General features: G+C 72.0%; 15 protein-coding genes. 10 read left to right on the top strand and 5 right to left on the bottom strand.

Going from position 1 to position 19229, the window contains the following annotated elements:
• Positions 1 to 104 precede the first annotated feature (104 nt).
• The 3 genes from ACQEWB_RS19410 to ACQEWB_RS19420 all read left to right on the top strand — a co-directional run bounded on the left by ACQEWB_RS19410 (position 105) and on the right by ACQEWB_RS19420 (position 6919).
• Positions 105 to 2312: a bifunctional glycosyltransferase/CDP-glycerol:glycerophosphate glycerophosphotransferase gene (locus ACQEWB_RS19410; protein ID WP_432832631.1), complete on the top strand. Its 2208-nt coding sequence runs from the start codon at positions 105 to 107 to the stop codon at positions 2310 to 2312.
• Positions 2313 to 2478: 166 nt separating this feature from the next.
• Complete coding sequence (locus ACQEWB_RS19415) at positions 2479 to 4680, top strand: CDP-glycerol glycerophosphotransferase family protein (protein ID WP_432832633.1); 2202 nt, start codon at positions 2479 to 2481, stop codon at positions 4678 to 4680.
• Position 4681: 1 nt separating this feature from the next.
• Complete coding sequence (locus ACQEWB_RS19420) at positions 4682 to 6919, top strand: bifunctional glycosyltransferase/CDP-glycerol:glycerophosphate glycerophosphotransferase (RefSeq protein WP_432832635.1); 2238 nt, start codon at positions 4682 to 4684, stop codon at positions 6917 to 6919.
• Here the strand turns inward: ACQEWB_RS19420 and ACQEWB_RS19425 are convergent.
• The gene (locus ACQEWB_RS19425) at positions 6907 to 8121 is read right to left on the bottom strand and encodes a hypothetical protein (RefSeq protein WP_432832637.1); all 1215 of its coding nucleotides are present in this window, start codon (positions 8119 to 8121) and stop codon (positions 6907 to 6909) included. The genes ACQEWB_RS19420 and ACQEWB_RS19425 overlap by 13 nt on opposite strands.
• A 118-nt stretch (positions 8122 to 8239) precedes the next feature.
• On the opposite strand from ACQEWB_RS19425, the gene ACQEWB_RS19430 reads away from it, so the two are divergent.
• Positions 8240 to 9799: a hypothetical protein gene (locus ACQEWB_RS19430; protein WP_432832639.1), complete on the top strand. Its 1560-nt coding sequence runs from the start codon at positions 8240 to 8242 to the stop codon at positions 9797 to 9799.
• Positions 9800 to 9815: 16 nt separating this feature from the next.
• Here ACQEWB_RS19430 and ACQEWB_RS19435 read toward each other — a convergent pair whose 3' ends face one another.
• Positions 9816 to 10229, bottom strand: coding sequence for an organic hydroperoxide resistance protein (locus ACQEWB_RS19435; protein ID WP_432832641.1), 414 nt, complete (start codon positions 10227 to 10229; stop codon positions 9816 to 9818).
• Positions 10230 to 10360: 131 nt separating this feature from the next.
• On the opposite strand from ACQEWB_RS19435, the gene ACQEWB_RS19440 reads away from it, so the two are divergent.
• Complete coding sequence (locus ACQEWB_RS19440; RefSeq protein WP_432832643.1) at positions 10361 to 10846, top strand: MarR family winged helix-turn-helix transcriptional regulator; 486 nt, start codon at positions 10361 to 10363, stop codon at positions 10844 to 10846.
• A gap of 34 nt (positions 10847 to 10880) precedes the next feature.
• Here ACQEWB_RS19440 and ACQEWB_RS19445 read toward each other — a convergent pair whose 3' ends face one another.
• Positions 10881 to 12437, bottom strand: coding sequence for a glycosyltransferase family 39 protein (locus tag ACQEWB_RS19445; RefSeq protein WP_432832645.1), 1557 nt, complete (start codon positions 12435 to 12437; stop codon positions 10881 to 10883).
• 92 nt (positions 12438 to 12529) lie between these two features.
• On the opposite strand from ACQEWB_RS19445, the gene ACQEWB_RS19450 reads away from it, so the two are divergent.
• From ACQEWB_RS19450 to ACQEWB_RS19460, 3 genes are all read left to right on the top strand, one after another.
• Entirely contained in the window at positions 12530 to 13783 is a 1254-nt protein-coding gene (locus ACQEWB_RS19450; RefSeq protein WP_432832647.1) for a glycosyltransferase family 87 protein, read from the top strand.
• Positions 13784 to 13844: 61 nt separating this feature from the next.
• Positions 13845 to 14825, top strand: a complete 981-nt coding sequence (gene galE / locus ACQEWB_RS19455; RefSeq protein ID WP_432832649.1) for a UDP-glucose 4-epimerase GalE — start codon at positions 13845 to 13847, stop codon at positions 14823 to 14825.
• Positions 14826 to 15130: 305 nt separating this feature from the next.
• On the top strand, positions 15131 to 15814 hold the full coding sequence (locus ACQEWB_RS19460; RefSeq protein WP_432832651.1) for a Crp/Fnr family transcriptional regulator: 684 nt from the start codon (positions 15131 to 15133) through the stop codon (positions 15812 to 15814).
• An 18-nt stretch (positions 15815 to 15832) separates the two neighbouring features.
• Here the strand turns inward: ACQEWB_RS19460 and ACQEWB_RS19465 are convergent, their stop codons facing one another.
• Positions 15833 to 16477, bottom strand: coding sequence for a response regulator transcription factor (locus tag ACQEWB_RS19465; protein WP_432832653.1), 645 nt, complete (start codon positions 16475 to 16477; stop codon positions 15833 to 15835).
• Between the two features lie 77 nt (positions 16478 to 16554).
• On the bottom strand, positions 16555 to 17181 hold the full coding sequence (locus tag ACQEWB_RS19470; protein WP_432832655.1) for a TetR/AcrR family transcriptional regulator: 627 nt from the start codon (positions 17179 to 17181) through the stop codon (positions 16555 to 16557).
• Positions 17182 to 17374: 193 nt separating this feature from the next.
• Here ACQEWB_RS19470 and ACQEWB_RS19475 point away from each other — a divergent pair, with 193 nt between their 5' ends.
• Both ACQEWB_RS19475 and ACQEWB_RS19480 read left to right on the top strand, forming a co-directional pair.
• Positions 17375 to 18292: an ABC transporter permease gene (locus ACQEWB_RS19475; protein WP_432832657.1), complete on the top strand. Its 918-nt coding sequence runs from the start codon at positions 17375 to 17377 to the stop codon at positions 18290 to 18292.
• Complete coding sequence (locus ACQEWB_RS19480) at positions 18285 to 19172, top strand: ABC transporter ATP-binding protein (protein WP_432832659.1); 888 nt, start codon at positions 18285 to 18287, stop codon at positions 19170 to 19172. The genes ACQEWB_RS19475 and ACQEWB_RS19480 overlap by 8 nt, the downstream gene beginning before the upstream one ends.
• Positions 19173 to 19229: the final 57 nt, after the last annotated feature.

Consider the following 19229-nt stretch of genomic DNA (forward strand, 5'->3'; position numbering starts at 1 on the left):
TTCACCCGGTGTCCCCCTTATGCCGTACGAAACCGTAACCAAGTCACTCCATCGGCCGTTCCCGGGCAAGGCCCCGTCGTCCGCGCCGACCCCATGGATGTGCCTTGCCCAGGTTCAGTGTCATCGTCCCCGCGTACAAGGTTCAGGCGTACCTGCCCGAATGCCTGGAATCGGTGCTGTCGCAGTCGTATCCCGATCTGGAGCTGATCGCGGTCGACGACTGCTCCCCGGACGGATCCGGCGCGGTCATCGACGAGTTCGCGGCCCGCGATCCGCGCGTGCGCCCCCTGCGTCTGCCCGAGAACCAGGGCCTGGGCGGCGCCCGCAACGCCGGCCTCGCCCAGGCCACCGGTGACTACCTGGTCTTCCTGGACGGCGACGACACCCTCACCCCGCACGCCCTGCGCTCGATCGCCGACCGCCTGAAGGAGACCGGCGAGCCGGACGTCCTGGTCTACGACTACGCGCGCACCTTCTGGACCGGCGAGACCGTCCGCAACATCGTCTCCGTCCAGCTCACCGAACAGGGTCCGGCGCCCTTCCGCCTGGAGGACCGCCCGGGCCTGCTGCACCTGCTGATGGTGGCCTGGAACAAGGCGTACCGCCGGGAGTTCGTCCAGCGCGAGGGCTTCGCCTTCCCGCCGGGCTACTACGAGGACACCCCGTGGACCTTCCCGGTCCTGCTGTCGGCCGAGTCGATCACCACCCTCGACCGGGTCTGCGTCCACTACCGCCAGCGCCGCCAGGGCAACATCCTCTCCACCACCAGCCGCCGGCACTTCGACATCTTCGAACAGTACGACCGCGTCTTCGCGTTCCTCGACGCGCGCCCCGAACTCGCGCGCTGGCGGCCGGTGTTGTTCCGCCGCATGGTCGACCACCTGACGAAGGTCTTCGCCCGCCGCGACCGCCTCCCGCGGGGTTCGCGCGCCGAGTTCCTGCGCAGGGCCCGCGCCCACTACCGCCGTTACCGCGTCCCGGGCGCGCCCGTCCCGCTGGCCTCCCGGCTCCACCACACCCTGATCCGCTGGGGCCTGCACCGCACGTACCGCACCCTCCAGTCGGCCGCGGCCGGGCGCCGCCGCACCACCAAGCTCACGGTCAAACTCCTGCGCGCGGCAAGGGCGTCGGCCCTCCGCCTCCACTACCGCGTCCAGCTCCGCCTGCCCCTGCGCGCCGACCGCGCCGTCTTCACCACGCACGACGGCCGCGCGCGCACCTGCAACCCTGGCGCCCTGGAGGAGGCCTTCCGCGCCCACGCCCCGCACATCCGCACGGCCTGGCTGCCGCGCCCGGACACGGCCGCCCGCTGGACCGCCCTGGCCCGCTCCAAGTACCTCGTCTCCAACGCCGAGTTCGAGCCCCGCCTGGTCAAGCGCCCCGGCCAGATCCTGATCCAGACCCACCAGGGCACCCCGCTGGGCCACATGGGCCTCGACCTCCAGGAACGCCCGGCAGCGGCAGCGGACCTGGACTTCGAGCGGCTCCTGAACGGCGTCGACAAGTGGGACTACGTCCTCTCCGCGAACCGCCACTCCACCCTCACCTGGGAACGCGTCCACCCGGGCGCGTACACCACCCTCGAATACGGCCTCCCCCGCAACGACGTTTTCCAGAAGGCCACTTCGGCGGACGTGACCCGGATCCGCGAGTCCCTCGGCATCCCGGCCGACACCGTCGCGATCCTCTACGCCCCCACCCACCGCGACTTCCGCCGCACCCAGCGCTCCCCCCTCGACCTGGAGCGCGTCCTGCGCCGCCTCGGCCCCCGCTACGTCGTCCTGGCCCGCGCCCACGGCCCCGTCCCGCACAGCTCACGGATCGTCGACGTCACCGGACACCCGGACGTCGGACAACTCGCCCTCGCCTCGGACGTGTTGGTCACCGACTACGCGTCCCTGATGTTCGACTACGCCAACCTGGACCGGCCGATCGTCGTCCACGCGGCCGACGACGACTGGGCGGCCTACCGGGCGGCCCGCGGCACCTACTTCGACCTGCGCGCCTTCCCGCCGGGCGCGGTCGCGCGCAGCGAGGACGAGCTGATCGACATCTTCGCCACCGGCCACTGGCGCGGCTCCCGCTCCGCCCAGCTGCGCGCCGCCTTCCGGGAGCGCTTCTGCCCGTACGACGACGGCCGCGCCGCCGAGCGGGTCGTACGCCATGTCGTGCTCGGGGAGACCGACCCGCTGCCGGTGATCCCGCTCGCCGAGCGCCACCCGGTGCCGTCGGCGGCCGCGGGCCTCGCGCGCTCCCCGCAGGCCACCGTGCCCCAACCCGGCGGCCCGCTGGCCGTCACCGACAGCCTCTGAACGCCGTTCCCACCACGGGGAGTTCACCCACCAAGGGGAGTTCACATGCCCTCCAGCCCCTCCCGGCCCACCCCGAGCCGGCCGCCCACCTGGCGTCCCGCGGGGCGGCCGGGGCGCTGACGGCGCCCGTACCTCCGCCCGCACGAACCTTGAGAGAAAGAGCAGAATGCCCCGCTTCAGCATCATCGTCCCGTCCCATGGGGTGGCCGGGCGGCTGTCCCAGGCGCTGGACTCGGTCCTCGCCCAGTCCTTCGGCGACATCGAGCTGATCCCGGTCTGCGACGCCCCCGACGCCCCCGCGGCGGACGTCGCCGCCTGGTACGCCGAGCGGGACTCCCGGGTGGCCCCGGTGCACTCACCCCCGTCGGCCGGTCTGGCCGGGGCGCGCAACGCCGGGATGCGGGCGGCGACCGGCGCGTTCCTGCTGTTCCTCGACGGCGACGACACCCTGGCCCCGGGCGCGCTGACCGCGCTGGACGCCCGCCTCGCCGAGACCGGTGACGTGGACGTCCTGTACGTCGAGCACGAGCGCGTCCCCTGGTGGGACGGCGAGCCGACGAACCCGGCCGAGCTGCTCCTGCCGAAGACCCCGGCCGGCCCCTTCGCCCTGGACCAGGTCCCGCAGCTGACCGGCGTCCAGCTCCCGGCCTGGAGCGCGGTCTACCGCAAGGCCTTCCTCGCCGCCCATCAACTCGCCTTCCCCGACGGTCACTTCACCGACGTCGGCTTCGGCGGCCTGGTCGCGCTGCGGGCCGAGAAGGCGGCGGTGCTGCGCCAGGTCGTGGTCCGGCATCTCGCGCGTCGGCAGGGCAACCGGCTGAGCCTGCCGGGCGCGCACCACCTCGAACTGCTCGACCAGACCGACCTGGTGCTGACCCGGGCCGCCGAACTCGGCCTGCACGACGAGCGCTTGGTCCCCCTCTTCGACCACCTCTTCGCCGCCGTCCTGAAGACGGCCGCCCACCCCCGCCGCCTCCGCACCGGCCGCCGCGCCTTCTTCCGGCGGGCGAGCACGCTCTACCGCCGCCACCGCCCGGCCGGTTTCCACACCCCGGGCGGCAGTCTCGGCGTACAGCACCGGCTGCTGGCAAGGGGTTCGTACGCGGCCTTCCGGGCCCTGCGCGGCGCCAACCAGTCGGCGGCGCGGGCGCTGGAGGTCCTGCCCCGCCCGCGCGGCCTGCGCACCCGCCTTCGATACCGGCGTGCGCTTCGCCGCCCGCTCGACCCCAACCTCGCCGTGTACTGCGCGTATTGGGGCCGCGGCTACGCGTGCAGCCCGGCCGCGATCCATGCCAAGGCCCGCGAACTCGCCCCGCACATCCGCGCGGTGTTCCTGGTCGAGCCGGACCAGGCGCACACCGTGCCGAAGGACATCGAGTACGCGGTGATCGGCACCGCGAAGTACTGGGACGTCCTGGCCCGCGCCAAGTACCTGGTCAACAACGCCAACTTCGCGGACGCCGTGGTCAAGCGGCCCGGCAGCGTGCACCTCTCCACGCAGCACGGCACCCCGCTGAAGAAGATGGGCGTCGACCAGGCGACGTACCCCGTGGTCGCCGCCGCGACCGGCAGCTTCACCAAGCTGCTGGCCCGCGTCGACCGCTGGGACTACAACCTCACCTCCAACGCCCACTCGACCCAGATGTGGGAGCGCGCCTTCCCCGCCGCGCACGAGACCCTCGAATACGGCTATCCGCGCAACGACGTCTACTACACGGCGACCGCCGACGACGTGGCCCGGATCAGACGGGAGTTGGGCATCCCGGAGGGGAAGACGGCCGTCCTCTACGCCCCCACCCACCGCGACTACCACACCGGCTTCGAGACCGGCCTGGACCTGGAGGCCTTCTGCGCGGAGGCCGGCGAGGACGTCGTGGTCCTGCTGCGCGCCCACTACTTCTACGACAAGGGCGCCGCGAACAGCACCGGCCGGATCATCGACGTGACCGCGCACCGCTCCTCCGAGGACGTGTGCCTGGCCGCCGACGCGCTGATCACCGACTACTCGTCCATCATGTTCGACTACGCCAACCTGGACCGGCCGGTCGTCGTGTACGCCGACGACTGGGACGTCTACCGGGAGACCCGGGGCGTCTACTTCGACCTGATGGAACACCCGCCGGGCCCGGTGGCCCGCACGCCCGGGGAGCTGGCCCGGATCTTCCGCGACGGCTCCTGGGCGGGGCCGGAGTCCGCCGCCGCGCGGGCCGAATTCCGCGAGCGCTTCTGCGGGTTCGACGACGGACGCGCCGCCGAGCGCGTCGTACGCCGGGTACTGCTGGGCGAGCCGCCCGAGTCGATCCCGCCCGTGCTCCCCCTCGCCGAGCGCGTCCCGGCCCCCGCCGCCACTCTCGTCAGGAGCCGCTGACATGCCTCGCTTCAGCATCGTCGTCCCCGTCTTCAAGGTGCAGGGCTTCCTGCACGAGTGCCTCGACTCGGTGCTCGGACAGTCGTACCCGGACCTCGAAGTCATCGCCGTCGACGACCGCTCCCCCGACGGCTGCGGCGCGATCCTCGACGAGTTCGCGGCCCGCGACGAGCGGGTGCGGGTGCTGCACCTGCCCGAGAACGTCGGCCTCGGCGGCGCCCGCAACGCCGGCCTCGCGCAGGCACGCGGCGACTACGTCCTCTTCCTGGACAGCGACGACTTCTACACGCCCGGCCTGCTGGCCGCCGTCGCCGACCGGCTGAAGTCGGCCGCGGACCCGGACATCCTGGTCTTCGACCACATCCGCACCCACTGGTGGGGCCGCGGCGGCCCGAGCGACGCCTCCGCCCTGCTGGCCCGCGCCGGCCAGGACGTCTTCAGCCTCCGCGAGAACCCCGAGTACGTCCACCTGTTCCTGGTCGCCTGGAACAAGGCGTACCGCAGGGACTTCTTCCAGGAGCACGGCCTCCAGTACGCGCCGGGCCTGTACGAGGACGCGCCGGTCACCTACCGCTCGATGGTCCTGGCCGACCGCATCGCCTGCCTCAACCGCATCGGCGTCGAGTACCGGCAGCGGCGGCAGGGGGCGATCACCAGGACGCCCGGGCGCCGGCACTTCGACATCTTTCCGCAGTACGAGGGCCTGTTCGCGTTCCTGGCGGAGCGGGACGACCTCGCGTGGGCGCGGCCGCTGCTGTTCGAGCGGGCCATGGACCACATGCTGTACGTGATCGCCCGCGAGGACCGGGTCACCCCGTCCGACCGCGCCGACTTCCACCGCGAGATCCGCGCCTTCCACCGCCGCCACTGCCCGGAGGGCTTCACCCCGCCGGACGGCGCCCGCGGCACCGAGATGCGGCTGCTCGCCTCATCGCCGTACGCCTCGTACGCGGCCCTGCGTGGCGCGCGCGGCCTGCGCAGGATCGCCGGCGCGGGCAGGCGTCGTACGACGGCGAAGGTGTCGAAGGCGGGCCAAGCTGCCTGGTACTCGGCCCAGTCGAGGCTCCCCCTCGATCCCGGGCTCGTCGTGTACTCGGCGTCCCACCATGCCGGCGTGTCCGGTGATCCGGCCGCGATCCACGCCAAAGCCCTGGAGATCGCACCGCAGTTGCGCGGGGTGTGGGTGGTGCGGGAGGACGCGGTGGACGCGCTGCCGCCCGGGATCGACCACGTGACGCCCGGCTCGCGGCGCTACCACTCGGTCATGGCGCGGGCCAAGTACTGGGTGAACAACGTCAACTGGCCCGGCACGGTGGTCAAACGCCCCGGTCAGGTCCAGCTGCACACCCACGAGGGCACCCCGCTCAAGTACATGGGCGCCGACCTGCTGGCCAAGCCCGGCGCCCGGCACGGCTACAGCGTGCCGAAGCTGCTGCACCGCGCCGACCGCTGGGACCTGAGCCTGGTCGCCAACCGGCACTCGGAGCTGGTGTGGGAGCGGGCGTACCCCTGTCACTTCGAGTCGGTGCGCACGGGCAGCCCGCGCAACGACGTTCTCGTCAACGCCCCCGCCGGGCACGGGACTTCAGTCCGCGAGCGGCTCGGCATCCCCGCCGACCACACCGTGGTGCTGTACGCGCCGACCCGCCGCGAGTACCGGCGCGGCGGGCACGTCGACCGGATCGACCTGGCCCGGTTCGCCGCCGACCTCGGCGCGGGCCACACCCTCGTCGTACGCCTGCACCCGACCCTCGCCACCGGCCCCGCGCGCGGTCTCGGCCTCGCCGATCTGCACGCGCGGGGCGTCCTGGTCGACGCGACGGACGAACCGCACGTCGAGGACCTGATGCTCGCCTCGGACGTACTGGTCACCGACTACTCGTCCCTGATGTTCGACTACGCCAACCTGGAGCGGCCGATCGTCATCCACGCCGACGACTGGGGCGCGTACACGGCCAGCCGGGGTGCCTACTTCGACATCACCGCCGAAACGCCGGGTCATGTGTCGCGCTCCTACCGGGAGTTGGCGTGGCTGTTCGCCTCCGGGACCTGGCGGGACGAGGAGGCGACGGGGCTGCGGGCCGGGTTCCGGGAGCGGTTCTGCGAGTTCGACGACGGTCGCGCCGCCGAACGGGTCGTACGGCAGCTGCTGTTGGGTGAGGCGCCGGGCGGCGAGGGAGCGGTGGTGAGCATCCCGCGGGCCGCCGACGGCTCGGCGAGGCTGCCTCAGTACAGCTGACGTTCGGGCGCGGGCAGCCCGCGAGGGGGCAGGACCTTGAGGGCCTGCCCCCTCTTTCCGTCCTGGCGCCCGGTACGGCTCTCGATCAGCAGCGGGATCCCGCACACCGGCAGCAGCGACGCCATCACCAACAGGCGTGGTCCCATGGCGACTTCGGGGTGTCCGGCCTGGTTCACGAACCCGGCCGCCGCGATCCCGACGATCAGGAACCCGAACGAGCGGTGGTGGCGGAGGGCTCCCCAGGCGCCGGCCGCGAGCAGGAGCAGTCCCAGCGGTTGTACGAGGGCGTCGCGCAGCCACTCCCGCCAGAACGCGAGGTTCAGGCGCAGGAATTCGTGCAGGAGATGCGGGGGAACCGCCTTGTTGTAGTGGACGGACATCAACTCCTGGACGCTGGCCCGGGTACTCGGCAGTCCAAGGGTGACGATCACGAGTTGCAGCGCGATCACGAATGCGGCGGTCGTGGCGAGGAGTACCCATTCCGGCCGCGGGAACTCCCGTCGCCGTACCCACCGCACGAAGACGAACAGCGCGGTCATGCCCGCGATTCCGGCGACCGCCAGCAGGGTCTGCGCGTATTTGACGCAGGCCGCTGCGCCGAATGCGGCAAGGGAGATCGCCACCCCCGACGGAATTCGTCCCTGAAGGATCCGGACGCATCCGAGAACACCGCCGAGCAGGACGCACAGCAGCAGTCCCTCGCACATGGGCTGCATCGAGTCCGTGCCCGTCGGCAGCGCGTAGTAGAGGACCTGTCCGAGCAGCGCGAGCGGGACGGAGACGCCCAGTCGGCGAAGGGTCAGCACCACGAGTCCGCCGGCCAGGACGGTCACCGCGACGCCCGCCGCCCACAGGCCCCGGACCAGGCCGAACGCGCGGACGAAGGGGATCGTGAAGGCAGGGTAGGCGGGTCTGGTCGCGAAGATCCCGGAGATGCGCGGATCGCTGAACAGGGCCATGTAGCCGGTGACATCGGTGCGTTGCGAGTTGGCCTCGACGGTGTGTTCCATGGCCGCAACACACTTTCGGTACGCGGAGTTTCCGCCGTCGCCGTTCCGGTATGTCGCGAGGTCCGCGTTCGCCCGCCGCGCGGCCGCGACACGCGCGCTGTCGCAGTAGTACTCCAGCGCCCGCCGTGAGGCCTCTTCACGGCCGACGCCCTGCAACATGTAGGCGTGGGCGACGTATTGGCGGGTGTCCATGCGGGCGCGCCCCTGGATTTCCGCCGATTGGGCGCCGACGAATACCAGGGCGATGACAGCGAACCAGAAAGGGAGCCTCCACATGATGGAATGACATATCACGACAAAGGGAGAGAATGTGAGCGCCGACGTCCTCGTCCGCCGTATCGTGCACGGTGCCACGGCGCTCCGCGCCGGCGGCACCTGGCGGCCGACGCCGTATCAGCTCTTCGGCTTTCTGTTCTGGCTGGTGATGACGCTGGCCTTCTGGCGGATCCCGCTGTGCTGCGACGCCGGTCAGCACGCGGCCGTGATCCAACGCCTCAAGGCGAACCTGCTGCATCCGGCCCACTCGATGGCGGACCTGCCGGGCGCGGGCAGCCCGTACTACGGGCCGTACGCGGTCGCGCAGGCCGTGTTCGCGCGGCTGACCGGGCTGTCCGGCTGGGGTGTGCTGCGGCTCGCGGGGCCGCTGCACCTGATCGTGCTGCTGACCGGGATCGGACGCTTCGTACGGACGCTGACGGACCGTCGGTGGGCGCCGGTGCTCGCGCTGCCCTTCATGACGCTGCTGTGGGGCGACGAGCGGATCCTGTGGAGCGGCTACCTCGGGCTGATGTCGATGACGACGAACATCAGCTATCCGTCGTCGTTCGCGATCGGGCTGACCTTCTGGGCGTGGGCCCTGACGGCCACGCGCGCGTGCGAGCGCGAACGGGCCGTGCGGTTCGTCGGCCCGAGCGGCCTGGAGGGCTGGTGGGGGTACGCCGGGACCGGCGCCCTGTACGGCCTGATCCTGCTGGTCCATCCGGTGACGGCCGTGTCGGCGGCGGTCGGCGCGGTGGCGATCGTGGCCGCACGGCAGCGCGGCTGGCGCCGGCCGGTGGTGGCCCGGTGGGCGGCGGCCGGGGCGGCCGCGCTGATGACGGCCGCCGTATGGCCGTACTACGACGTCTTCTCGCTCGGCGGCGACACCGCGATGGACTGGATGCACCGGCGGCTGTACGAGCACCTGGCCGGGAACTCCTGGCTCGCGCTGGTCGGGCTGCCCGCGCTGTGGTGGCGGGCGCGGGGGTCGTCAGGGCGCGATCCGCTGCTGCTGATGTTCGTGCTGGAGAGCCTGGTGGTGGCGTACGGCTGGGCGAGCGGGCACTACACGTACGCGCGCGTGCTGTGGGCGGTGCTGGTGCCGCTGCAGTTCGCGCTCGCGGTGGAGCTGGCGGCGCCGCGGCCCTGGGGGACGTTCCGCAAGTCGCTGGGGGCGGTGGCCGCGGTGTGGGCGTGCGTCGGGTTCTGCACCGTGCAGGGCGGGGCCGTGGTGCCGCGGGCGCTGGATCCGGTGGGGCTCCAGCAGCCGCCACGCTGGCCGACGTACGACTGGGCCGCGCGGTACATCAGGCCCGGCGAGGTGGTGATCACCGACGGCTACAGCGCGGCCCACATGATCGCCGGGTACGGGCCGAACCTCGCCGCGCCCATCTGGCCCGACCCGGCCCTGGAGGAGACACGGCGGCACCGCATGTCCGCCGACGTCCGCGCCTACCTCGCCCCGGACTCGACCCGCGCCCAGCGGAACGCCGTGGTCCGCCGCTACCACGTCCGCTGGCTGCTGCTGACGCGGTGGCACCAGGTGCCCGAGGAAGCGGTGGTGGTGGCGTTCAGCCGGCGGACGGGCGAAGTGCTGGCGCGGGTCGGGTGAGCCGTCTCGGTGGTGCTTACTCGATGACGAGGTCGACCTCGATGTTGCCGCGGGTGGCGTTGGAGTAGGGGCAGACCTGGTGGGCGGTCTCGACGAGCTTGCGGCCGGTCTCCTGGTCCACCGTGTCCGGCAGCTCGACGCGCAGCGTCACCTTGAGGCCGAAGCCCTCGCCCTGCTTGCCTATGCCGACCTCGGCGGTGACGGCCGCGTCGCTGACGTCGACCTTGGCCTGGCGGCCGACGAGACCGAGGGCGCTGCCGAAGCAGGCGGCGTAACCGGCGGCGAAGAGCTGCTCCGGGTTCGTGCCCTCGCCGTTGCCGCCCAGCTCGGCCGGCGGGGCCAGCTTGACGTCGATCTTGCCGTCGTTGGTGAAGGCGCGACCGTCGCGGCCGTGGGTGGCGGTGGCGACAGCGGTGTAGAGCGCGTCCATGGGGAACCATCCCTCTCGAGTCAGGTCAGTCATGCTCCGGCGGCTCTACTGGCGGCCGCCTCACGACCACAAGTAGAGCACACAATTCAATCGTGCACAACTAAATGGCCCGCAAGAGCTATCCTGGACGCATGAGTACGACGCCGACCCCGACACCCACCACCGACTGGCTCCGCCTGGACCAGCAGATCTGCTTCTCCCTGAACGCCGCCTCGCGCGCCTTCGGCGGCGTCTACCGCGTGATCCTCAAGGACCTCGGGCTCACCTATCCGCAGTACCTGGTGATGCTGGTGCTGTGGGAGCACGGCGGTCTGCCGGTCAAGAAGCTGGGCGAACACCTGCGACTCGACTCCGGCACCCTCTCCCCCCTGCTCAAGCGCCTGGAGACGGCCGGCCTGGTACGCCGCGAACGCAGCGCCCGTGACGAACGCTCGGTCGAGGTCCACCTCACCGCCGAGGGCACGGCCCTGCGCGAGCGCGCGCTGGAGGTACCGCGGCGCATCGTGTCGGCGACGAGCTTCGACGTGGACGAGATCCGCACGCTGAGGGCCCGCCTGGACGAGCTCACGGTCGCACTGGACGCGGCTGCGGAGACCGAGGCGCGCGGCGGGGCGTAGGAGGCGTGCGGGGAGGCGCCAGGGGGCGTGACGCCTAGCGGCGGACGTAGAGCCCCAGGGTGATGCGGCCGCTCGCGAAGTCCTCGACCGGTCTGAAGTGGCGCTCCACGACGGCGAGTTTGAGGCGCTCGGTGGGGTTGGCCGGGGACCGGCGGGAGTTGAGGACGTAGCCCGGGGCGACGACCCAGACCCGGTGCACGGAGGCGAGCCTGCGTCGCAGCACCCCCGGCGAGGTCTCCAGCCCGCTCAGCGTCCCGGAACGCGACCCGGACTCCGCCAGCGCGACATCCCGGGCCTCCCGGAACCCCCGCGGATACGCCAACGCCCCGACCCGCCACGTCGACGGCAGAAACAGCACCGCGTCACCGGGGCGGGCCTGCCGGGCGACCACGGCGGAGACGGCGGCGAGGTTCTCGGGGCGGTGGTCGGCGGAACGGTTCTTGAACTGCAGGGGTAGGCAGGTGAGGAAGACGACCGCGATCACGAGGACGCCGGTGAGGGTGACGGGGTGGGGGTACGACAGTCGCGGCGCCCTCCCCCGCAAACGCCCGCCGATCCCAGCCTGTTGGCGATACGACACCTGCGGCCCCCTCCGCCACAGCCGCCCCGCGACCGTCACCACCCGGTCCGCCCCCGCCGCCGCCAGCAGTGGCGCACCCGCGAGGGCGTACAGCACGTACCGGTCGTCGTAGAGCGGCTGCAACTGGGACGCGAGCATCAGGACCGTCGGCGGCAGCACCAGCAGCGGCAGCGCGACCGACGCGAGACGCCCGGCGCCGATGCCGACGGCCACGAGGAGGACGTACGCCCAGAAGACCGCCCCCGTCCGGCCGACCGCGAAGCACCGCGCGAGTCCCTCGACGTTGGCCCACCCCGGCGTCCGCAGCCAGGCCACCTGTCCCGACTGCGCCTGGGACACCCACACCAACGGCAGCAGCACCAGCCCCGCCGCCCCGGCCGCCCGCGCCCACCCGGCCCACACCGCCCTCGGCACCCGCGTGAGCGCCAGCGTCGCCGCGTGCGCGCAGAGCACCAGGACCGCCAGCTCGTGCAGCAGACAGGTCGCCGCGAGGACACAGCCGTAGGCCGACCAGCGCCGCGCCGACCGCCCCTCGGCGGCCCGCACCAGCAGCAGTGTCGCCCCCTCCGCGCCCGCCGCGACGATGGCGTACGACCGTCCCTCCTGCGCGTAGTGGCCGGTCATCGGTGTGATCGCGTACAGCAGGCCGGCCCACAACCCGACCCGTGGGCGGGCCAGTCGGGTGCCGAGGGCCGCGACCAGGCCCGCGGTCGCCGCCGCCCCGCACACGGACGGGAGGCGGAGCACGACCTCGCCCGGGTGTGCGGTCAGGACGACGTGCATGAACAGGTAGTACAGGCCGTGCACCGCGTCCACGGTGTGCAGCAGCTGCCAGATCTGCGGCACCGTGCGCCGCCCGACCAGGTACGTGACGCTCTCGTCGCCCCACATGCCGCCGCGGTCGAGCCCCCACAGCCCGAGCGCGAACATGACGACCGTCGGCACCGCCACGGCCACCGTGTCGGCCCGTACCCACCGGCGGCCCGGCCGCCCCTCGCCCGCACTCTTCACGGAGCAGATTTTGTGCTATTAGCAAGCTCTTACCGACGATTGACGGTGTATTAGCACGCACACGCCATTCGCCCGGCTTACGATCCACCGCGATGAACGCCGTCCGGAACCACCCGCGCCTCGCCCTCACCACCGCCTGGCTCGCCACCCGCGCCCTGATGCTGTGGCTGCTCGCACACGACGCCCTGCCCCGGCTGGGCGACGGCTGGGTCGCCCGGGAGGTGTGGCGGCTGTACCACCACTGGTACGTCGTCCTCTCGCACGGCGCATTCCCGGCGCACGACCCGTTGTGGCAGTACCCGCCGGGCGCCGGCCCCGTCCTGCTGTCGCCCGCGCTGCTGCCGGGCCTGACGTACTTCCAGGCGTTCGTCGCCCTCACCCTCGCCTGCGACGCGGCGATCACGCTGGCGCTGACCCGCGCGGGCGGGCGCCCCGGCCGCACCCGCCTCGGCGCCGCCCTCTGGGTCGGCGGCCTCCCCCTCCTCCTGAACGTCCCACTCGCCCGCTACGACGTGCAGGTCACCGCCCTGGCCGTCATCTCCCTGTTGACGTTGTCGCGCTCCACGCGCGCGTGCGGGGTGTTCGCGGCGATGGGCGCCCTGGTGAAGGTCTGGCCACTGCTGGTGCTCCTGGGCGTCCCGCGGGGGCGCGCGACGCGCTCGGCGTGGGGCTGGGCCGCGGTCACCGGCTCCGGCACCCTGGCCGTCCTCGCGGCCCTGTTCACCCACCCCTTCGACTTCCTGCGCCAACAGGGCGGCCGGGGCGTGCAGATCGAGTCGCTGGGCGGCACGGTGCTCGCCTTCGCGACGCACGCCGGCTGGCCGGGCCGGGTCCACTACCAGTACGGCGCCTTCGAGTTCACGGGACCACACGTGCGTACCGTCGCGCACGTGTCCCTGGCGCTCACGGCGCTCGCCTTCGCCCTGCTGCTCGCGTGGCGGCTGCGGGCCCGGCACTGGACGCCGGCGACGCCGTACGACGCGGCGCTCGGCGCGGTGCTGCTGTTCACGGTCACCAGCCGGGTCATCAGCCCCCAGTACATGATCTGGCTGCTGGGCCTGGCCGCCGTGTGCCTGAGCTCGCGCCACACCGTGCAGCGCCCGGTCGCGGTCCTCGTGCTGGCGGCGACCGCGGTCAGCGCCCTCGCGTATCCGGTCCTGTACGGCCAGGTCATGGCCTGCACCTGGACGGGCTGCGCCCTGATGCTCGTACGCAACGGCCTGCTCGCGACCGCCGCCGTCCTGTCCTTCACCCGCCTGTGGCGCTCGACGGCGGCCCGGCCGCTCGTCCGGACACCCCGGGCGCCGCTGGATCCACAGGGAGCCACCGCCGCCGTGCCCGTGTGACAGACCCGCCTGCTTCACTGTTACGCGGGAGAGGGCCAACTGACGAAGGGGACGGCCGCACATGACCTGGCTGATCACCGGCGGTGCCGGCTACATCGGGGCGCACGTCGTACGGGCGATGGCCGAGGCGGGCGAGCGGACGGTGGTCTACGACGACCTGTCGACGGGCATCGCCGAGCGCGTGCCGGACGGGGTGCCGCTGGTGGTCGGCTCGACGCTGGACGGCGAGCGGGTGACCCGCGCGCTGGCCGAGCACCGGGTCACCGGGGTCGTCCACCTGGCGGCGAAGAAGCAGGTGGGCGAGTCGGTGGACCTCCCGCTCCACTACTACCGCGAGAACGTCGAGGGCCTGCGCGTCCTCCTGGAGGCGGTGACGACGGCCGCCGTCCCCTCCTTCGTCTTCTCCTCCTCCGCGGCGGTGTACGGCATGCCGGACGTGGACCTGGTGACGGAGGAGACGCCGTGCGTCCCCATGTCGCCGTACGGCGAGACGAAACTCGCGGGCGAATGGCTGGTCCGCGCCACGGGCCGGGCAACGGGCCTCGCCACGGCCTCCCTCCGCTACTTCAACGTGGCGGGCGCGGCGACCCCGGAACTGGCCGACGTCGGCGTCTTCAACCTGATCCCCATGGTCTTCGAGAAGCTCACGGAGAACGCCCCGCCCCGCGTCTTCGGCGACGACTACCCGACCCCCGACGGCACCTGCGTACGCGACTACATCCACGTGGTCGACCTGGCCGAGGCCCATGTGGCCACGGCCCGCGCCCTCCGGTCCGCCCCCGGCCGCGACCTGACCCTCAACATCGGCCGTGGCGAGGGCGTCTCGGTCCGCGAGATGATCGACCGCATCAACGCGATCACCGGCTACGACCGCCCCCCGACGGTCACCCCCCGCCGCCCCGGCGACCCACCCCGAGTGGTCGCCTCCGCCGACCGAGCGGCCACGGAACTGACCTGGAAGGCCAAGCACGACGTCCAGGACATGATCGCCTCGGCCTGGGAGGGATGGGTGCGGCTGTATCCGGGGGCGGCGCGGGGTTAGCGGGGCGGGGACGCTCCCACGACCGGCGTCCATCGGGAACAGCAGGAGGGCGCCCGTGTCGTCCGCCCAGGGGCCTGCGGCGGCCAGTTCACCGGCCGTGTGGAGGGCGGCGAGGAATTCGCGGTGGGCCGGGCGGGCGGTGAGGCGTTCGGGGGCGGGGGTGAAGGCGAGTTCCACGACCAGCACGGGGGTCCTTCCGTCGGCTCCGCTCGGGTGACACGGCGAGGTTGGGGTCGGGACGGCGGCCAGGGCTGTATCGCGTGATACAGCCGGTCGGGCGCTCTCGGCCGACGGGGGGCGCGGGCATGGGCAAGGGGTCGGACTGGCGTCGGCTCCGGGAAGTGCCGCTCTTCGCGGTCCTGCCGGACACCGGAGTGCGACGCCTGTGGGAAGAGTCCCTACCACGCCGCTACGACACCGGGGAGCTGCTGGGCTCCCAGGGCGCCACCGCGGATCACCTGCTCGTCCTCCTGGATGGGCGCGCGGCGACGTCGGCCGTCACGGTCGGCGGACGCGAGGTCCGGTTCGGCGCGTGGGACGGGCCGTGCGCGCTGGACAAGGTGGCGCTGCTCGACCGCGGTGGCCATACGGCGACCTTCACCGCGCTCACGCCGTGTGCCGTACGGGCCGTACCGCGAGCGCGTTTCCTGGCGCTGCTCGACGACTCGGCCGCCGCACGCGCGCACGTACTGCGCCTTCTCGCCGCGCAGGCCCGTGCCCAGCAGCAGCGGCTGACGGACGCGGTGACGCTGCCGTGCCAGGCGCGGCTCGCCGCCTGGCTGCTGGAAGCGTCCGCCACGGACGGACCCGCGTCCCTGCCGGGCGGACAACGGGAACTCGCCGATCTGCTCGGCGTCACCCGCGTCACCGTCAACCGGGCCCTGTCCCGTCTCCGCCACGACGGCCTGATCGGGCGGACCGCCGACGGCCGTATCGAGGTGCTCGCCCCGGAACTGCTCGCCCTGCGCGCCGCGCCGGACGCCCCCTGACCTCGAACTCGGCGTCGGCTACTGGTTGTTCAGGTACGTCAGTACCGCCAGCACCCGGCGGTGCCCGCTGTCGCTCGGTGGCAGGCTCAGTTTCAGGAAGACGTTGCCGATGTGCTTGTGGACCGCGCGTTCCGTGACGACGAGCGTCTTGGCGATCGTCGCGTTGTCGTGGCCCTCGGCCATCAGCTTCAGCACCTCGCGCTCGCGCGGCGTGAGGGAGTCCAGGGGGGAGTTCTTGCGGCGGGTGAGGAGCTCCGTGACGACCTCGGGGTCGAGCGCCGTACCACCGGCGGCGACCCGCTCCAGCGCGTCCAGGAACTCGTCGACCCGGCCGACGCGGTCCTTGAGGAGGTAGCCGAGCCCGTTCGCCCCGCCGGTCAGCAACTCCGCTGCGTACGACTCCTCGACGTACTGCGAGAGCACCAGCACCGGCAGCCCGGGGATCTCCTTGCGGGCCTCCAGCGCCGCCCGCAGCCCCTCGTCACGGAAGCCGGGCGGCATGCGCACATCGAGGACGGCGGCGTCGGGCCGGTGCTCCAGCAGCGCGGGAAGGGTCTCGGGCCCGGTACCGGCGACGGCCACGACCTCGTGTCCGGCGGACGTCAGCAGCAGGACCAGCCCCTCTCGCAACAGGGCGTTGTCCTCGGCGATCACGACTCTCACGGCTGTTCCGCCTCAACTCCGGTCACCGAACGCGGCGACGGTCCTTCGGCCACCGGCGGCCGGGGACCGCAGCATACTCACAGAGCCTTCAGAGCCTCCGCGGTGGCCCTCGTCAGCACCTCGAGGTATCCCTTGGGCAGCTTCGGGCTGCGGATCACCACCGAACGCCAGTACAGGGGGCCGGAGATCAGGTCGAGGGCGATCTCGTCATCGAACCCGGCACGGATCTCGCCCCGTTGCTCGGCCGCCACGAGGATCTTCAGGGCCACGCCTTCCTGGCCCTCCCGCAGCGTCTTCTGCATGGCCTCGGCGATCTCGGGGTTGCGGGCCGCCTCGGCCTGGAGGTCGGGGATGATCTGCGAGGCCACCGGGTGACGCAGGGCCCGGGAGGTCACCTCGTAGAGCATGCGCAGGTCGCCCTCCAGGGACCCGGTGTCGGGTGTCGGCAGGCCCATGACGGCGATGGCCGAGACGACGTCGAGGACGAGGTGCAGCTTGGACTTCCAGCGGCGGTAGACGGCGGTCTTGCCGACGCCCGCCCGGCGCGCGATCCCCTCGATGGACATCCGCGCGTAGCCGACGGCCGCGAGCTCCTCGAAGACGGCCGCGCGAATGGCTTCCGTCACATCCTCGCGGAGAACGGCCGCTCCGGCGGGAGTGCGGCGGCGCGGACGCGTCTGGGACTCCTCGGCGTTCGTCGTCATGCGATCCAGCATAGGGCGTTGCGACGAAACGGTTGCGTTCCGACGCCGACTGGGCCTACGCTCACGTTGCGACGATACGGTCCCGTCCCGACGTAAGAGAACGTGAAGAGAAGCGTAAGGAAACGTGGGGCAACGGACCGGCCGGCCGACGGGCCGGACGTCACCCCCCTCCCCCCGAGCGAAAGCAGCGGATGTGAGCCAGGTCCTCGACACACCGCCCCCGAAGCCGGCCCCGGCCGACGACGACCTCGCGGCACTGGCCGCCCGGCACGGCCTCTCGGTCAGTGGTGCCCGCCCCTCCCTGCCGGAGTACGTCCGCCAGCTGTGGGCAAGGCGCCACTTCATCAGTGCCTTCGCCACCGCCAAGCTCACCTCCCAGTACAGCCAGGCCAAGCTCGGCCAGGTCTGGCAGGTCGCGACGCCCCTGCTGAACGCCGCGGTGTACTACTTCATCTTCGGCGTCCTGCTGGACACCAAGAAGAACGTGCCGGACTACATCCCGTTCCTGGTTACGGGCGTTTTCATCTGGACGTTCACGCAGAGCTCGATCATGTCGGGCACGAGGGCCATCTCCGGCAACCTCGGCCTGGTGCGGGCGCTGCACTTCCCGCGGGCCGCACTGCCGATCTCGTTCGCACTCCAGCAGCTCCAGCAGCTGCTGTTCTCGATGTGCGCGCTGGTCGTCATCCTGCTCTGCTTCGGCGTGCCGATGGCGGCCTCCTGGGTCCTGGCGGTCCCGGCACTGGTCCTGCAGTTCACCTTCAACGCCGGCGTGGCGATGATCATGGCCCGGCTCGGCGCCAAGACACCGGACATCGCCCAGCTGATGCCGTTCGTGCTGCGCACCTGGATGTACATCTCCGGCGTCATGTGGAGCATCGAGCGGCTGACCGGCCAGCACAAGGACCTGCCGAGCTGGGTGGCTCCCGTCCTCAAGGCCAATCCGCCCGCCGTCTACATCGACCTGATGCGCTACGCCATGATCGACAGCTTCCACGCCAGTCAGCTCCCGCCCCACGTGTGGGCGCTCGCGACGGGCTGGGCGCTGCTCGCCGGCGTCGTCGGCTTCATCTACTTCTGGAAGGCTGAGGAGACGTACGGCCGTGGCTGACAACACCTTCGAGATCAACGACCGCGTCCCCGCCGGGCGCCCCTCCGCCGAGCAGGTCCCCACGGTCGTCGTCGACGGCGTCGACATCGTCTACCGGGTCAACGGCACCGGCGCCGGCAGGGGCTCCGCGACCGCCGCGCTCAACCGCATGCTGCGCCGGGGGCACGCCGAGAAGGCGGCCGGCGTGCGCAAGGTGCACGCCGTCAAGAACGTGTCCTTCGTCGCCTACAAGGGCGAGGCGATCGGCCTGATCGGCACCAACGGTTCCGGCAAGTCGACCCTGCTCAAGGCGATCGCGGGCCTCCTCCCGGTGGAGAACGGCCGTATCTTCACCCATGGCCAGCCCTCCCTGCTCGGCGTCAACGCGGCCCTGATGAACGACCTGACCGGCGAGCGCAACGTCTACCTCGGTGGCCTCGCGATGGGCATGTCCCGCGAGCAGATCAAGGAGCGCTACGAGGGCATCGTCGACTTCTCCGGCATCAACGAGAAGGGCGACTTCATCACCCTCCCGATGCGCACGTACTCCTCCGGCATGGCGGCGCGGCTGCGCTTCTCCATCGCCGCCGCCAAGGACCACGACGTGCTGCTCATCGACGAGGCGCTGGCCACGGGTGACGCGGCCTTCCGCATCCGGTCCGAGGAGCGGATCCGCGCGCTGCGCGAGCAGGCGGGCACGGTCTTCCTGGTCAGCCACAGCGCCAAGTCCATCCGCGACACCTGCGACCGCGTGCTGTGGCTGGAGCGCGGCGAGCTGCGCATGGACGGGCCGACCGAGGAGGTCATGGAGCAGTACGAGGCCTTCACCGGCGACAAGGGCAACAAGCCGAAGCCCAAGCCGAAGGCGAAGCCCAAGCCGACGACCGCCGTACCGGCCTGAGCCTCCCCGCTCGGCCCACGAAGAGGGCGCCCCCCGATCGGGGGGCGCCCTCTTCGT

The sequence above is a fragment of the Streptomyces sp. CA-249302 genome, assembly GCF_050936785.1.
In the GTDB taxonomy this organism is placed as follows: Bacteria; Actinomycetota; Actinomycetes; order Streptomycetales; family Streptomycetaceae; genus Streptomyces.

Bases quoted from the DNA above. Each gene is read 5' to 3' on its own strand.
- ACQEWB_RS19415 (WP_432832633.1), top strand. From the start codon at position 2,479: ATGCCCCGCTTCAGCATCATCGTCCCGTCCCATGGGGTGGCCGGGCGG.
- ACQEWB_RS19420 (WP_432832635.1), top strand. From the start codon at position 4,682: ATGCCTCGCTTCAGCATCGTCGTCCCCGTCTTCAAGGTGCAGGGCTTC.
- ACQEWB_RS19425 (WP_432832637.1), bottom strand. From the start codon at position 8,121: ATGGACACCCGCCAATACGTCGCCCACGCCTACATGTTGCAGGGCGTC.
- ACQEWB_RS19435 (WP_432832641.1), bottom strand. From the start codon at position 10,229: ATGGACGCGCTCTACACCGCTGTCGCCACCGCCACCCACGGCCGCGAC.
- ACQEWB_RS19440 (WP_432832643.1), top strand. From the start codon at position 10,361: ATGAGTACGACGCCGACCCCGACACCCACCACCGACTGGCTCCGCCTG.
- ACQEWB_RS19450 (WP_432832647.1), top strand. From the start codon at position 12,530: ATGAACGCCGTCCGGAACCACCCGCGCCTCGCCCTCACCACCGCCTGG.
- galE (WP_432832649.1), top strand. From the start codon at position 13,845: ATGACCTGGCTGATCACCGGCGGTGCCGGCTACATCGGGGCGCACGTC.
- ACQEWB_RS19460 (WP_432832651.1), top strand. From the start codon at position 15,131: ATGGGCAAGGGGTCGGACTGGCGTCGGCTCCGGGAAGTGCCGCTCTTC.
- ACQEWB_RS19470 (WP_432832655.1), bottom strand. From the start codon at position 17,181: ATGACGACGAACGCCGAGGAGTCCCAGACGCGTCCGCGCCGCCGCACT.